Source organism: Mucilaginibacter sp. P2_A5 (genome assembly GCF_056404995.1).
In genome coordinates, this window is record NZ_JBFUCY010000057.1 from 1 (window position 1) to 16,853 (window position 16,853).

Sequence of the window (16,853 nt, forward strand, 5' to 3'; positions counted from 1 at the left end):
CGCGGGGTTCCAGGTAGCCGCTATGGCCGAACCATTTGGTAAAAATGTGGCCGAATCGGTTGTCCAGTTAGCAGAAGCCCAGTCAAAGCGCTTTATTTCTTCACGTACGCCCAACGGGCCATCATCGCAGGTAAGCTCCGGGATACCTAAACGGCTTACGCCTGCCGAAGAAAACAGCGCGTTTCCATGAAGCATGTCTATTTTTTCTTCCAGCGTCATTTTGCCGACGATGCCGTTGATCTTCGCTTTAAGCGCAACCTCGCTTTTATTTTGTGCCGAAACGCCGCCGGCCACTAAAAATGCCATAAAACAGGCAATGGTATATTTCATAAATTATATTTCTTTTCTTTATGTCGGTGCTATTTATCTTCGACTATAATTTTACCGGCAGATGCTTTAAGGCCAACTCAGGATTCCAGGTTGCGGCAAGGGCTGTTCCCGGAGCAACGCACGTTGCCGAATCAGCTGTTCCACCCGAATAAGCCCAGTCGTTCCTATCAATTTCGGCGCGTACGCCATGCGGTCCATCATTTTAACTTATTGCCTGTTTCAACTTCGCGGGCCGCTCATATCCACATAGCGCGTAGTTGGAATCTTATTTTGAAAGGTAACGCATCCCATAATGTTCTAAACATTTTTGAGTGAACTTCTTAATAAGGACCAAGCCCTCGTTGCACCTTTTTTGGGATTCAGGCGTTAAGATAGGGTTACTGAAGATAGCAACGTGCTCCTTAAGCAACATACCGATTGTATCAAAATTCTCTATCAAAGCTTTAATTTCACTTTCATCTAATTCTGGCGCTTTTGAAATAATTTGATTTCCCATGTTCTCTTTTTTTTAACCAGGTATCATTTGCCGCGGCAATAGCCATGCGTTCAAATAGATCATTGTTGATTTCCTTCAGTTTATTTTAATATTATACTTTGTGCAAAGGCTCATTATGTATTTTTAAATTCTTAACTGTCAACTTCCTTATCGGCATGATCCCTTATGTTGAAAAACAGAATTTTTGTGGTGTAAAAAATGCCGGGACCTCTCGGTAAAGGCCCCAGGCATCCACTTATATTCAACTAAAACTCTCTCTTATTTAATTTTCAAACTTTTGATCTCTTTATTATAAAACTCAGCGTATTTTCAAGCCACGCCCCTCTTTTCAGCGGTGTCGGGCCTGCAGGCAATTGTGCCGCTTTAAATAAGATGCCCACCCTAAGATTATTCATTAGCCCAATCGATCGAAGTAAAAGTTCTGTGATCCTAATGGATCACAGAACTTTTAAAGTTTAGCTCACCAGAAAACGGTACTGTCTAATCTATTCACAGTACAGCTATTCCAAAAAAAGCTTTGATCCAATATTAATTTTACTTAGTATCCAGCACAATGGCATCTCAAATACCCTGATCAAGCACCTTACCGGGCTCCCAAAAAAAGGCTTAACGGTTTCAGCGAATCGGAAGTAGCAGCCCGTTTTGATCGAATATCTACTTATAAATAGCATTCAATAAACCAGCAACCGGAATTAATCGAATTTCCATTCATCAAACAAAAAACCCTCCCCATAAAATACAAAATAGATATTCCCCACTCCTTTAGGTATGGTCAGTTGTATTTGGTTTGAGAGCGTAGTCCAGTCCTTCACATCACATTTAAGGGAAACGAGAGCTGCGCCTTTAAGACTATTTACATAAACATCAATTTGACCTGTTCCTTTCACCTTGGCTTCGAATTTGGCAGGAATCTGTTTGCTAAAATCGGCTCCCCGGACCATGAGAACTTGTTTATCTATTTGTCCTTTGGCAACCATGTTACCCACAATACCAGCAGTATCGAACTTGACGTGCCCCGAAGTGCCTGCGGTGGTTTCTGCCTGCTGCACAACGAACGGATTTAATAGCTGAGTTTGTGACGGACCTTTAAAGGTACCGTTGATCATGGGGATGTTCAAGCCATTAGTTGTATTCACCGTTGCTTCTTCGATACCCACATTACGAAAACCACCCGTAGTGTTAAAATAATCCTGTAAATACATGGAATGGTAAGCAAAATACCATTTCCCTTGAAACGTGAACAAGTGAGAGTGATTGTTTGTCAAAGGGCCTATTTTGTCACCCACGTTTTCGCCAGGATTCCTAAAGTAATTGTCGCCATACTGCCAACTATTCGGATCTAAGGGTGTTTTACTCGTCATATAAGATATGCAGGCGGCGCTTGGTTTAGCAATATTGGTATAAGGCCATACACTGCGTGGATCCCAACTCGTACAATAGCTATAAACCCAGGTCCCGTTTATAAAGTTAAGGTCGCTGGCCTCATTCATATAAGGAGAGGGTATCTTAGAAATACTGCTGGCCAAACTGATCATATCTGGCCCTAATTTGACGATTCTGGAATTGTCCGGCAGATAGGTTGTTTTCTGACTTCCGGCTCCAAAAACCAGCCAGCCTGTACCTTGGTCGTCAATCACAACTCCGGGATCGAATGGAACATCGACATCCACACCGGGTACAGAGTGGTCGATTATGTTCTTTCCTAATGGGTCTTTCCAGGGGCCAACGGGAGAGGTGGAAGTAAGCACGGCTGAGCCAACACCGCTATTGGAATAATACATATAGAAATGCGTTTTACCATCCGCTTCCATTCTGGATTCAATGGAAGGAGCCCAGGAATTCTGACTCCATGGTGCCAGCTTTGCTGTATTTATGAGGCCATGATATGTCCAGTTGACCATATCAGCGGAAGACATCATGACTAGTGTACGGATATATTCGTAACTATTTTTCCCACCCGGTCCTACCGTTTCATACTGTTGGTTATCATTCGTGGCGTACACATAAACTCTTCCATTGTATGCTATAGCAGTTGGGTCGGCGGTAAACATAAAATCTAATAAAGGATTCCCATTATTGGTGAGAAGCTTCGGCGAAACCTTTGCGAATTTTTCTGACAAATCTTGATTATGTGGCTGTGAAACTTGAATTTGCTTGCTAATACCATTCGAAGCTTTGATAGTCATTATCGCATCGCGGTCAGCCCCCGTGTTGTTAGCGTCCGCAATTAATTTAAGCGTAACATTTCCCGGGCCTCCCGATGACTGACTTATAGTGAACCATATGGATGAGCTATTGGATGTCGCTGTCCAATTGCTATTGCTGGTGACAGAAACATTAGAACTACTTCCTTCCGACTCAAAAACAACTTGCGAGGAAGAAACAGTGAATTGGATGTGAGGCGCAACCGGTTTCTTACTACAGGAAAAAGAAAGCGATGCGACCAGGAACAGTAAGCCTAAAAATATCCCATGTCCCTTTCTCCTATTTATTATATTGTTCATTTTTGTTAGCTTAATTTATATTTTCATAATCAATACCAATCATATACGTCAAGAAAAACGGCACTGCCTGATCTGTTAACAGCACCGCTATTCCAGAAAAAGCTTTGATCCAATATTAATTTTATTTATACCCTTCCTTAATGGCATTTAGCATACGCTGGTCCCTTACCACATTATTAGATCTGTCTAAACCAAAACCTATCTCCCACCAGAATGGTAGATAACCATTCGCTTTCATCGTTTTGGTCACAAAAGTTGTCCAATGATCCACAGATCTGTTGTGCATCAGTGTATCCAAAGGAGTACCTGCGTTGAACTCGGGAGTCCGCCTAAAGGTTGCATATTCACCCAGTATCACAGGGATACCATTATCAACAAACTTTTTCATCTTTCCGAGTTCTGCCGCAAGCTCATCCTCTTCTCCAAAGGTGGCGTTACGATCGGGCTCAATAGTAGAATGATTCCCAGCGCCCCAGTAGTAAACCGCTTTAACCCCCTGTAGATCTCCATCGTGTACCATATTAAAATTATAAGGCCCGTAGAAATGTACCTCAAGCATCAAACGGTTAGGTACCGGGTCGTGAGGCAGCGCAGTCATCAGCTGAGAAGTTTTAATACAGTCAGTTGAAGGTCCCTGCACAACCAGCACCCGATTACTGTTTCTGCCTCCGGTAGAGCGAACTGCCTTGATGAATGTTTCGTGATAACCATTAAGTATGGCCATCTGCTCGGCATTGTCAACCGAAGGTTCATTCGTGCCCGCAAACATAACATGCTCATCAAAATCACGCATGGTTGTAGCAATTTGCTCCCAAATCGCCTTTTCCATCGCATTAATGGAATCTTTCTTTATCGCGTTTACATTACGTTCCAGCCAGCCATTATCACCGTGAGCATTCAGCATCACATACATATCGTTAGCCACACACCATCCAACCACTTGTTTCACCCGCGCAAGCCATGCAGGATCAATTTTTGCCTTGCTTCGGTCGCTTAAATGAGCCCAAACCCAGCTACATGGAATCCGTACAGAATTGAAACCTAAACTTTTTACATATTTCACATACGATTCGGTGATTTTACTACTCACCCAAACACCTTCGTCTGGGTATGATTCCATGGTATTGCCAAAATTTATTCCCATTCCCGTACGCATTTTTGCCGCCAGCTGCACGGCATTACTGCTCATTCCGGTCATGTCTGGCGCTTTGGGCGATGTATTATAACCCGGGTATAAATTGGGGGCCTGGGTAACCATCAGCCTTCGTGCCTGGCCATTGGAACATTCAATGTATAGAACCGCAGAGCGGCTTGCCCCTGTACCATTTTCTGATAATGTTGTTAAATGAATAACAGTGCTGCCGCTTTTGCCTGTTGTTGTATTTAATTGCAACCACGAATAAGCGGGATTGGTGATGCTCCAATCGGCATTAGCTGAAACGGATAGGTCCTGTGTCCCCCCGTCACCCGTAAAAGTTACGGTGAGTGTACTAAGTGCTAATTGCGGGGCCGGATTTGACTTTTTACAGGAGAATAAGGATATAACTGTAATAAGAGATATCAATATTGTAAAACAATACTTAATTTTCATTTTGTCTTAATTTTAAATGGTTAAAAAGCCCCACAACGTATGCTGCCGTGGGGCTGTAGGCTATTTGATTTTCACACACCTAATATTGTCGATAGCGGCATAAAAACCAGTTTCAATAGACGAAGAGCCGAAATTTTTAAGGTACATATTATATTTAGACGCACCAGTAGGCCCTAATAAATCGTTTATGCGAGTAATTGATACGCCATCCCCCAATTCGTCAACTTTTGATCTGAATTCAGACAAAGGAATAATTACGGTTTGCCAGCCTTTCGTTTTAAAAGCAACGGTCTTATTTGTACCAGGAATTTTCCATGGCTCATAACGCGCAACATATTGGTCGTTCGTTGCAAATTCAGTATTAATATAAAGAGTACCTCCCTTCCATGGCTTAGCCACACTTATGTCAAATTGAAGGGCCCAGTTTGCAGGAGGATCTGAAAGATTTGCCACAGGCACCCAGTGATTACCCGTATTAGAATTACCCAATGGGATGTCCATCTTAGCACCGGCAGCTAAAACAGGACTATCTTTAGGACCATCAATATACATAAACTGACTATTATTTGTTCCCATCGAACCATTAAAATCGGCTTGGGCATAAGTTAAATGTTCAAATTGACCCCAGCCAAAACCAAAATTATCACCCCACTCCATATCTCCTAAAAGACCTACTTTATCGTTATTTTGAGTATTTACTTTATAAACAGTAGAAACCGTTCCATAACTGGTAACAATGGTCACTGGTCCACTGGAGTAGCTGTTCTCATCCGGAGCCGAAAACTTAACATAAGCGCCATGTGGGCCTTCTGTAAAATTTGTAATAGTTGTACCGCCAAAAGAAATTGACTGGATAGTCTTAAGGTAAGCACCATAAACATAAACCGAATCACCAAGTTTAGGATTAACGTAGGAAATGCCGTAAATGATTGGCTTCGCATTTATGGTATCCCGGGCAGTACCAGACTTAGTAGTTACTATGATAAACTTGTCGGATGTTGTTGCGGGCATCAGAAAACCAAGAGCCGTACCATTGGCATTCGAGTTAAATTTTGGAATTTTGGTTCCGCCATATGAAAACTGTTGAACCAATATTAAATTGGTGCCGTACAGATAAACGGAATCGCCGGGGGCGGCAAACACATCGGATACAGCACTAATAATTGGCGCCGGCGGGCCTAATTTAAAGGCGAACGTTGTTGAACCTGCTCCGGTAACATATTTTACCGTATACAGTTTGGCAGTATCAATTTTTCCAAAATCTATATTAGGGATTTGTACAACAGCACTCCCGGGGGCAAATAAAGCAGTATTAAAAGAGGCTGGAACCCCGTCAAAAGATATTTGAGTTGCATTTTGCAAATTCTGCCCGGTTATAACCACCCATTGACCCTTTGCCACAGCGCTATGCAAAACCGTATCATTAGGTGATGCCACATAACTTTTAATAGCCGCGATAACCGGAGGGGCACTGCTACCGCCATCCGCATTCTTTTTACAAGCCGGTGATAAAGCCACGATCATAAACAAAAGGGGCAAAAAACACAGGCGTAAGTATGATTTCTTTTTCATAACAAATATTTTAAATGTTTTAATTAATAGTAAGGTACCGGTGGCTGTGCCAATTTAGGGTCGCTGGTCAACTCAGATGACGGAATTGGCAGCGTAAATGAATTGATAGTTGCCGGGAGCGTAATTGGCGGCGCAATAGTATCCCTTTTAGCTATTTTCGTTGCAGGGTCATAAGTAAACGAAATCCGGCCGTGAGTGGCATCCTGATCATTAAGAAACTTCACAGCATTAGTAGGATCATAATAAGAATGCCTAACCAGGTCTATCCAATATTGTCCTTCAAAAGCAAGTTCAATCCTTCTCTCCTTACGTAGTAAAGCCGGGGTTATCGCATCCACTTTATCCACGCCGGCCCTCGTCCGCACTCTATTAAAATAGGTTAGTGCGTCACCCTTACTTGTAGTACCATCGTTACCCAAAATAGCTTCGGCGTATACCAAATATACATCGGCCAATCTAAGAATTGCATTATGTTCGGGGGATGACCTGACATCCATTGTTGGCGAATTGTTATCTATTTCGTTGCCAATAATGTGTTTTTTCAGGCCGACCATGGTCGCCTTATAACCACCGGAGGCTTGAAGTAATTCGGGATAAACATCTCCAGTCAGCATAATAGTAGCTTTACGCCTTATCGAATCCTGATCAGAATACATCCGGTATAAATCGTAGGTTGGCTGTATGGGTATCCATGCCCCATATTTTTGAGGGATAAGCGTGTTGCTTGGCGAAAAATAACCTTGTAAAGCGTTGCCACTTCCATAACCCACACCAGCGGCCCATTGAAGGGAGAACAATGACTCAGGGTTATCGTTGTTTTGCGCCTTGAAAAGGTCATAATAGCTGGGCAGCAAATCCAGGTTGCTGTTTTTACACACGTTACCCGCATACTTTATGGCGCTGTCAAGCAAGGCCTGGTCGCGACTGCCACTTTTGCCTAAACCCGCCATCGTCAGGTATACTTTGCCCAGCATGCCCTGCGCCGACCAGGTAGTTACCCGGCCTTTTTCATTCGTTTTAGGAAGGTTATTTGCTGCGAAAGTAAGGTCTTTGGCAACGAATTTATATACATCGGAAACGATATTACGAGGGAGCAGCGGATCTTTTATCAGTTTGCTGTTATCTTCAATAATGGGCACAGCACCCCAATACACCGCCAAATGATAATAACAAACGGCACGAATAAATTTTGCTTCAGCTATGGCCGCGTTTTTGTCTGCCGCGGAAATTGAAGGAGACGCCTGCTGTTGTATGGCATTAATAACGCCATTACATTGCCCGACAATATTGTACAAGCCGATCCAGCCACCGGTTACATTACCATTTTGCGCGGTAATAGTACGCGTAAAAAGTTGTACCAAATCGCCATTGTACAGAACGCTGCCGGTGCCGCTTAATATGTCGCCAAGTTGTAACCAGGCATCATTGTTAAATTGATACCACTCCTGACCGGCGTACAGGCTTGCCGTAGCCAGCCTTAAATCGGAGGTGCTTTTGTAAAAATTAGTAGAACTGATCTGCGAGTTGGACGGACGGTCCAAAAAGCTCTTTCTACATCCGGCCACTGCCGCCGCACATAGCAGGATGATGATAATTTTGTGAATTGATTTCATAAACATATATTTTTAATCGGTGATCGTTTTATTATTTCAAGGTTATGTTTGCACCAATGGTTACTATTCTTGGCTGCGGATAATAACCGCTGTCCCATCCTGCCTGAAGTGGGTTCCACGAACCGATTTCGGGATCCATGCCCTTATATTTTGTAATTACAAATACATTGGATACGTTGGCATATATCCTGACAGACTGCACAGCTATTTTTGATAGAAAACTTTCTGACAACCGGTAACCTAAGGTGATATTTTTGCACCGCAGGAATGAAGCATCCTCGATAAACAAACTATTAGGACGGTTATTCCTGTTGGTATTGTCATTTCTCAACCCTACAACGGTAGTGTTTGGGTTGGTAACATATACATTGTCAACATCGGATGAAGAACCGTTAGGATCAACCATAGCCAGTTTTGCATAATCTAACACCGATGTAAAAAAAGCGGTATGAGTTCCCGGATAGCTTGGTGGTACCGCCATTTCATTAAATACCTTGTTGCCATAGCTGCCGCTAAAGAAAATGTTCAGATCAAATTTTTTGTAATTAAATGAGTTATTGATACCATACTGGAATTTCGGGATCGGGGAACCCAAAAAGGTTTGATCTTTTGTGTCGATAATACCGTCGCCATTCAAATCCTTGAACATTCGGTCGCCGTACCAGATACCACCACCTGCCGGCGAAATTGGATAGGGGTTGCCGTTTGCGTCGGCAGGCCGGGCATGGTTTTGAAAATCAGATGGCTTTGCAAAAACCCCGTCAAATACATAGCCGTAAAATTCGCCAATGGGCTGGCCCACTACCGTTTTTTCAACTACATCGTTAATTGCATCCAAATAAGATTTCTTGCTTAAGTTGGCCTGGTCTCCACCGGCACCTAAATAAGTCACTTTATTAATGTTCCGCGATAGGGTAAAACCGGTTTTCCAGCTAAAATTTTTAGAATTAATATTGGTAGAGTTGATCTGCAAGTCGAGCCCTTTGTTGCTTAACGAACCTACGTTGGCAAAAGGCGATTGCATGGCTCCTGGGCCCCAACCTGCAACAGTAGCAGAGTATTCAGGAAGCGGCACCTGTAATAAAAGGCCGTGTGTTTCGCGGTCGTAAACATCAAGTGTAAAACTTAGCCGGCCGTTATAAAACGTCGCATCAATTCCCGCGTTGTAATAATTAGTTTTTTCCCACCTTACATCCGGATTTGCCAGATTATTTTGAAACTGTGCTGTACCTGACAGGCTATTAGACACCGATGCAAGTTGCGTTACAAAGGTATTGCCCGGTATTCCCTGATTGTTAGTTAGCCCATAACCAATCCTCAGCTTCAATTCATTTATAGATTTTACGCCTTTTAAAAATGCCTCGTTATTAATTTTCCAGGCAAATCCACCCGAATAGGTAGTAACCCAACGATGACCAGTTGGAAAATTTGAAGAACCATCGTTTCGTATATTGCCGGTGAGCAGGTATTTATCATCCCAGGAAAAATTCAGACGCCCGAACCAGGATTCCTGTGCGGAGCCGCCGGTAGGGTTTGATTGTGAATTATCGCCAGAGTTTTTGGCCGTGATAGCGTCGCCCGAATTAAGCCCTTGCACATTGTCTGAAGGATAATTCCTTCGCTCGCCGCTAACATTTCCAAAAGTGCCTTCCTGCGATTCATGCCCTGCTAAAGCATCAAAATGAAGTTTTTTGAAATTATGATTGTAATTCAGGAAATTGCGTATTACCGTATAAAAATTTTGGTTGGCGCCAGAGTAACCGAAGTTAGGGTTTGTAAGGAGTTTACCAAAGGTATAAGTTGGCGAAAACCTATCTTCTGTAAAAAAATCGAAATTACCGGATAGTTCATTTCGCAGCGACAGGTCTTTAGCCAACTGTATTTCGGCATATACATTGCCGAATATTTGATTCCTCTGTCTTAGGTTTTTGACAATTCTGGCTAACGCTACCGGGTTAACGACAGGTTGCACCACTCCGCCGGGATTGGTAACACCACCCCACGAGCCATCAGAATTGGTTACCGGAATATCAGGGGTAATATTTAGCGCGGAATTGATTACACTGCTGGAAGTTGAATTTACATTTTCTTTAACATGCGCCAATTGCAAGCTGGTCCCTATTTTTAGCCAATTAGTGGCTTTATTATCTAAATTCAGCCGTACCGAGTACCTGGTAAAATCAGATCCAAGGGCTATCCCTTCCTGGTTAAAATACGAGGTTGATAGTAAATATTGGGTCCTGGCATCTCCGCCGCTTACCGTAAGTGTATGATTATTCATCGGAGCTTTACGGAATAATTCTTTTTGCCAGTCGGTACCCTTACCTAAATATTGGGGGTTAGCATATTCGGGCCTGTCATCAAAACCCCAGGCAACGGCCCGGGCATTAATTAAAGTAGCATGTTGTTGCAAATTCACCACGGACAACCGCTTGAATATTTCCTGGTAACCGGTATAGAAATCATAAGTTATCTGCGGTGCCCCGGCTTTACCCCTTTTTGTAGTAACAACCACTACGCCATTGGTTGCCTGCGAACCGTATATAGCTGTTGCCGAAGCATCTTTCAATACATCTATTGATTCTATTTCGGCTGGATTGATAGCATTTAATGGATTTGAACCATTACCGGGATCGCCCACCGGTGGAATAATAATACCATCTATTACGTACAATGGCGAATTTGAGCCGCTTATTGACGACACGCCACGTATTTGAATAGACACACCGCCACCAGGCTGGCCCGACACTTGCTGCACCACAACCCCGGCAACTTTACCCTGCAGGGCCTGGTCAAAAGTAGTTGGTTGCGTTTGGCGCAAACTGACTCCTGATAGTGAACTGATAGACCCGGTAACGTCTTTTCTTCGTGCTTTGGCATAACCAATCACAACAACCTCGTTTATATTGCTGGATGTTGTATTCAGCGTGACGTTAATTGCACCGGCTTGTTTCACCGTTATTTCACGTGGCGAATAACCTAAAAAGTTAAAAACAAGTACTTTGCCCGGCTCAGTGGCTATATTATAGCTACCATCAATGCTGGACACGGTGCCGAGGCCCGTCCCTTTAATCTTAATGCTTACGCCTGGTATCGGCTGGCCATCGTCGGCGCTTGTTATTTTCCCCGTAATATTTACGGTTTGCGCATGGGCAGATATATAAAGAAATATACCCGCGATAATTAATGAAATCTGGTGTTTCACTCTCTTTTGTAAATTTTTATCCATTTTTTAAAAGGATTTTAAGGTTTCTTAATAATTGGTTCATCGTTTGGTGTTTGTTAGGTTTTTAATCTGCTTTTTCTTCATAATCTAATAGGATGATCTTTATTGGGTTTGAAATTTATTGTTCAATATTTATTTAATGCATCAATCAGGGCACCGCCAAAAAGCTGGTCGGTCCAATTATCGGCTCATATCAAAAAGGCGTTATATTGAGGTTACCCTAAAAACAGGAAACACTCCAATAAAAAGATTCTCACAGGGCGAAAAATCAAAAAAATGATAAACGTGCAAATGGCGGTCTTTAGGCATAATCTAAATAATTGGTTTATAAATCAGGGCTTACATATAATAACTGGGTGGTATTATATTGGGGCAATATACCCTGTACGCTCAGATTGCCGAGTGTGCTAATGTGGGTGATTGGTATGAAAAATGTCAATCTTGCTAAAATCCAAGATATTGATAATCAAATAATTAGCGTAATTTACAGGTAAAAAAATGGGAATACAGGCCTTTTGCAAAGGGCAGTTTTTTTCACAACTATAAATTATTTGATTCGGCGGGATTGAGGGGAGAAAATCAATCGGTACTGTCCAGGTACTCGGAAGGTGTCCTCGAAAACTCTTCTTTAAATACTTTAGAAAAATATTTCGCATCATTGAAACCTACCTCATAGGCAGTTTCGGCTATAGTGAATTGTTTTGTGAGTAGGAGTTGTACTGCTCTTTTTAACCTTACCGACCTGATAAACTCAACCGGAGTTTTGCCAGAAAGATTAAATACTTTAGTATATAATGTTGCGCGGCTCATATTCATCTTACTGCTTAGCATTTCAACTGAAAAGCCGGCGTTTGGAATATTCTCTTCAATGACCGTCAATAACTTTTTCATGAATTTTGTATCGGGAGTTTCGATCTCTAGATCGCCCGGTTTCGCTTCAATTTGCCTTCGATATGTTTCTTTTACTACCTGTTGATTTTTAAGCAAATTATGAACCTTAAAGCGTAATATGTCAAAATTAAAAGGCTTTGAAAGGTAGTCGTTAGCCCCCGTCTCCAAACCGGCCAGTTGCTTTTCGTCGCCGGTAAAAGCGGTAATTAATATAAATGGTATATGTTCGGTGCGTTTATCGCTTCGGATCTTTTTGCAAAAATCAATACCATCAATTTCGGCCATGTTAATATCGCTTATGATCAGATCGGGGTGTAAAGCCAGCGCCTTCTGCCAGCCTTCTTTACCATTTACCGCTTCAGCAACTGTATATAAATGTTTAAGATCATCTTTGAGATACGCCCTGAAATCGGGGTTATCCTCCACAATTAAAATGGTAATATTTTTATTGCGTTTTTCCTGACTTGGCCTGTCGGGTTTAGGAGCTTCCAATCTTTCGGGGGTATTTTCAATACCGGTAATATTATTTTTCTGGGATATCTTTAAGGGCAGCCGCACAATAAAACAGCTCCCTTTCCCATGTTCACTTTCAACAGAAATGGCGCCACCCATCAAATCAACAAACTCTTTAGTAATTGACAAGCCAATACCACTTCCCTGGTTAATTAACGAAGCAGGCATGTCATTCTGAAAAAAACGCTCAAATATTTTATCCTTTTTATCAGCCGGAATACCGACACCCGAATCTATTACCTTTATTTCGAGCAAGGTCATTTCCACGCTATTGGATTCTAACAACTTTGCTTCAACTGCTACATTACCAAAGTCGGGGGTGAACTTAAATGCATTTGAAAGCAGGTTAAAAAGTATTCTTTCAATTTTATCCTGATCAAAAAAAGCAAATCCCGAATCAGTATCACACTTAAATGAAAAACTGATATTTTTTTTATCCGCCAAATCGGTAAATAAATCGCTTGCTTCTTTAACAATTTTAATGATATCAGCTTCACGCAGGTCAAGCTGAAGTTTTTTTACTGCCATTTTACTAAAATCCAATAGCTGGTTAATCATATTAAGCAACCGCTTAGAATTTTCGTGGATCAATTGAAGCTTTCGCCGGCTATAATTATCATCGGCCTGTTTTAACAACTTTTCAACCGGCGCCATAATCAGGGCAATCGGCGTTCTGAATTCGTGACTAACGTTGGTAAAAAAATCTATTTTCATTATATCCAGCTCGTGCTTATCCTCCGCTTCCTTTCGCACGCGCTCAATCTCAAACCGGGTTTCTATTTTTTTAATGCCTTGTTTACGGATGTAATACAAGATCCCAAATATGGAGAATACATAAATAACATAGGCTATTGGCGATTTCCAAAACGGGGGCAATACTTTAATTTTTAATTTTATGTAGCTGGGTTTCCATTTTCCCTCCTGGCCTATAGCCCGTACCTTAAAGGTATAATCGCCTCCGTCAAGGTTGGTGTAGGTAGCTTTCCGGGTAGCCGTGTTTGCAGTAAGCCATCCTTTATCGAAACCTTCCATCATATACTGGTGCGTTATTTTATTGGGATTAAAGAAATTTAAGGCGGCAAATTCAATGGTAAACACATTTTCGCTGTGGTTCAGCGTTATCTCCTGTGTGGCCGAAATGGCTTTAGACAATATAACATGGCCATCAACTGCTTCATTGGCTGCCATGGTTTTGTTGAATAACTGAAAACCGGTGAAAATTAATGCAGGCTCATCAATATTCGGATGTATACTTAGCGGGTCGAAAATATTAAAGCCGTGCGAGCCGCCAAATACCAATTCTCCTGTATTGGTTTTTAAAGCTGCATTTACAGTGAACTCTCTGCCCTGCAGGCCGTCTGTTTCATCAAAGCGTTCAAATTGAAACTTATAGGTGCCGTTGCCTGGTGTCAATGTTATCCGGCCCAGCCCGTTTGATGTACTTAACCACATGGCCCCCTTGTTATCTTCCAATACATTCAAAACCTGGTTATCGGGCAACCCGTCCTTTTTAGTCAGCGAGATAAAACGGTTGGTTTCAGGGTTCAATATGCTCAGTCCGTCCCTTGTCGCTATCCACATCAGGCCGCGGCTGTCCTGCGTGATATTATCAATGTCATCACTGATCAAACTGTTGGGGTCGTTGTTCTTTTTATTATAATGTATAACGCCACGTCCGTTTTTTAATATTTTATCTATGCCAAAATACCCACCTGCCCAAATGTTGCCCCGTTTGTCCTCAAATAAAGCGGCTGTATACGGGCACCTGATATCCGTTTGCTTAAAGGGAGGCAAAAATATTTTTTTGTCCCTGTCAAATATTTGCAAACCCGCCGCAAAAGTGCCTATCCATAACCGGTTTGATGAATCTTCCAGGATGTTCCACACCCGATCATCGGCAATGCTCGTAGGCACTTTACTATTATGTTTGTAGTGAATAAATTTCTTTCCGTCAAAATGGTCAAGCCCGCCAAAATAGGTACCTATCCATAGCTGCTGCTCATGATCGATGCATAAGCTTACAATATTATCACTGCTGAGGCTGTTCGGGTTTGCCGGATCGTGTTTATACTGGGTAAATTTGCCTGTTTTGCGGTCAAAATAGTTTAAACCGCCCCCATTGGTCCCTATCCATAAATTACCGTGTTTATCCCCGGCAAATTGATTAACATCTTCGAAACTTAGACTCCGGGGATCTGAGGCAAAGTGCCTGTACAACGGAAACCTGATAATATTTTTATGATAATAACTTATCCCCTCTCTGAGCGTACGGGCCCACATAATGCCTTTGTTGTCTTTGTAAAGCGATACAATGTTCTGTCCCAATGATTTTGCATCATCTTCCCTGTTCAGTAAATAAGTAATTCTGCCGCTTTTTTTATCCAATACATTTATTCCGCCATGATCGGTGGAGATCCACATGAGGCCGTCGTCGGCCTGAATAATATTAGTGATGTTGTTGGATGTAAGCGGTGTTTCTGCCGATTCTTTTGTGATGTACCGAAACCGCCCCGTCCGGCGGCTGTAATAATAAACGCCGGAATCCATATTTGGGTTAAACACCCAGAGATCGCCTTCACTGTCAATAGTTATCGAGTAGACCGTGCCCTTACTATTAGCGGCTTTCTTAAAAATATCTGTATGGTACGTAATTGAATTACGTTTTACGTCAAATAGCTCTACTACGCCGTCGTTATAAGCAAGCCATATATTGCCGGTTGCGTCCAGCACCATATCGGTAACCAAACTTGAATATAATAATGGGCTTGAACTGTGATGATGATAATAACGAGTGGTAGTTTTTTTTAGCTCATTATACCTGTAAAGGCCGGAATCGGGACACAAAAACCAAAAGTCGCCTTTGCCGTTGTGGAGTATTTTGGAAACGAACGGATACCTGGGAAGTTTGAAAGCATAGAGCACTGAGGATACGTCATTATTAAACTGCTCGGTTTCAGGGTCATAAAAGGAATATCCGGCCCGCGTTGCTATCCATAACTTTTTGCCGGGCCCTTCACAAATATTAGTTATGTAATCGTCATTAATGGAGTTCTTGTTATTTGCGTCGTGCTTAAATACTTTAAAACTATAACCGTCATAACGATTAAGGCCCGAAGCCGTACCGAACCACATAAAGCCCCTGGTATCTTTTAATGTACAATTAACCTGGTTGTGAGATAGTCCGTTGCTTATATTGAGCCGCGAAAACTGGTATTGGCTGTTTTGCGCAAAATTATTCGTGTAAGCAAAAAGCAATGCTGAAACGACAATATAAAGTTTTAAACGCATTAAAATTTAGTTGAGATCTTCGAAATCGGCAACCCGGCCCTTGGCAAGCCGGTACACTACCGTAGCATAAAAGTAAGATAAATTCGTAATTAACGAGATAAATTGCCGATTCCTTTATTTGATCAGCGGAAAATAAAAAACCACCGGGTTGCCAACGCTATGGTACGAACTTACAGTGAAATAAAGTTTTTACAGGTTGTTGTTTAGGGGGCTATTCGAACCATCCGGTTAAAAAAAGCGACGACACGACCTTAGTTACAGTTAAGAAATTGACATTTAGCACCCTATTTTCTGACTTTTATCTCCCATCAATAAATTATCTCTTCTGTAGTTTTACTACTCAATTAATAAACCTGGTACCAATTTCAACTATTGCTAACTAAAACATGTTCGTTATTCCAACGGCTAATGTGTTGTTGACTTAATTGCATTTGTTTTTATTAATTGTCCTTCTGCATCGAAAAACAAGATTTAACCAATTAAATAAATAAACCGGATCAAACCCGTTTTGTCCTATCGAAAAATGAAACTAATGTCAAACTCCGCCTTATGCGGAATGGCAACTGCCTTTTCATTGTTTTTTTTAATACCCCGTTGGCTAAAGGTAGTTATCAGCATAACTACCTATACCAATAGCTATATAAACCTTAAAGGCAATGCGATATATATCCTCGTTTTACTTGTTGCCCAACACTTCCATACGCAATTAACCAATTTATTAATAAAGGCAAATTTAAATGCCACCAGTCTAACCATTTTTTTATGAAAAAAACTTTAAGTTATTTTTTATGCATTCTTGCAATCCCGGCATTGACAAGGTGCACGAAGC

7 protein-coding genes and 1 pseudogene are annotated in these 16,853 nt (G+C 41.8%); all 8 read right to left on the reverse strand.

From position 1 onward, the window contains the following. Nucleotides 1–330, reverse strand: a pseudogene (locus AC1DXF_RS28885) (glycosyl hydrolase); the annotation flags it as partial. Between the two features lie 265 nt (nt 331–595). After that, on the reverse strand, nt 596–826 hold the full coding sequence (locus tag AC1DXF_RS28890; RefSeq protein WP_477452157.1) for a hypothetical protein: 231 nt from the start codon (nt 824–826) through the stop codon (nt 596–598). Between the two features lie 692 nt (nt 827–1,518). Then, on the reverse strand, nt 1,519–3,330 hold the full coding sequence (locus AC1DXF_RS28895; RefSeq protein ID WP_477452158.1) for a family 43 glycosylhydrolase: 1,812 nt from the start codon (nt 3,328–3,330) through the stop codon (nt 1,519–1,521). Between the two features lie 121 nt (nt 3,331–3,451). After that, the gene (locus tag AC1DXF_RS28900; RefSeq protein WP_477452159.1) at nt 3,452–4,921 is read right to left on the reverse strand and encodes a cellulase family glycosylhydrolase; all 1,470 of its coding nucleotides are present in this window, start codon (nt 4,919–4,921) and stop codon (nt 3,452–3,454) included. Between the two features lie 60 nt (nt 4,922–4,981). Continuing rightward, nucleotides 4,982–6,283 (reverse strand): glycan-binding surface protein, encoded by a 1,302-nt coding sequence (locus tag AC1DXF_RS28905; RefSeq protein WP_477452160.1) that lies wholly within the window; start codon nt 6,281–6,283, stop codon nt 4,982–4,984. Nucleotides 6,284–6,516: 233 nt separating this feature from the next. After that, complete coding sequence (locus AC1DXF_RS28910) at nt 6,517–8,106, reverse strand: RagB/SusD family nutrient uptake outer membrane protein (protein ID WP_477452161.1); 1,590 nt, start codon at nt 8,104–8,106, stop codon at nt 6,517–6,519. Between the two features lie 31 nt (nt 8,107–8,137). Beyond that, on the reverse strand, nt 8,138–11,335 hold the full coding sequence (locus tag AC1DXF_RS28915; protein ID WP_477452162.1) for a SusC/RagA family TonB-linked outer membrane protein: 3,198 nt from the start codon (nt 11,333–11,335) through the stop codon (nt 8,138–8,140). Between the two features lie 576 nt (nt 11,336–11,911). Beyond that, nucleotides 11,912–16,024: a two-component regulator propeller domain-containing protein gene (locus AC1DXF_RS28920; RefSeq protein WP_477452163.1), complete on the reverse strand. Its 4,113-nt coding sequence runs from the start codon at nt 16,022–16,024 to the stop codon at nt 11,912–11,914. Nucleotides 16,025–16,853 lie beyond the last annotated feature (829 nt).

Coding starts and splice junctions, on each gene's coding strand:
- AC1DXF_RS28890 (WP_477452157.1), bottom strand. CDS start 826: ATGGGAAATCAAATTATTTCAAAAGCGCCAGAATTAGATGAAAGTGAA.
- AC1DXF_RS28895 (WP_477452158.1), bottom strand. CDS start 3,330: ATGAACAATATAATAAATAGGAGAAAGGGACATGGGATATTTTTAGGC.
- AC1DXF_RS28900 (WP_477452159.1), bottom strand. CDS start 4,921: ATGAAAATTAAGTATTGTTTTACAATATTGATATCTCTTATTACAGTT.
- AC1DXF_RS28910 (WP_477452161.1), bottom strand. CDS start 8,106: ATGAAATCAATTCACAAAATTATCATCATCCTGCTATGTGCGGCGGCA.
- AC1DXF_RS28915 (WP_477452162.1), bottom strand. CDS start 11,335: ATGGATAAAAATTTACAAAAGAGAGTGAAACACCAGATTTCATTAATT.
- AC1DXF_RS28920 (WP_477452163.1), bottom strand. CDS start 16,024: ATGCGTTTAAAACTTTATATTGTCGTTTCAGCATTGCTTTTTGCTTAC.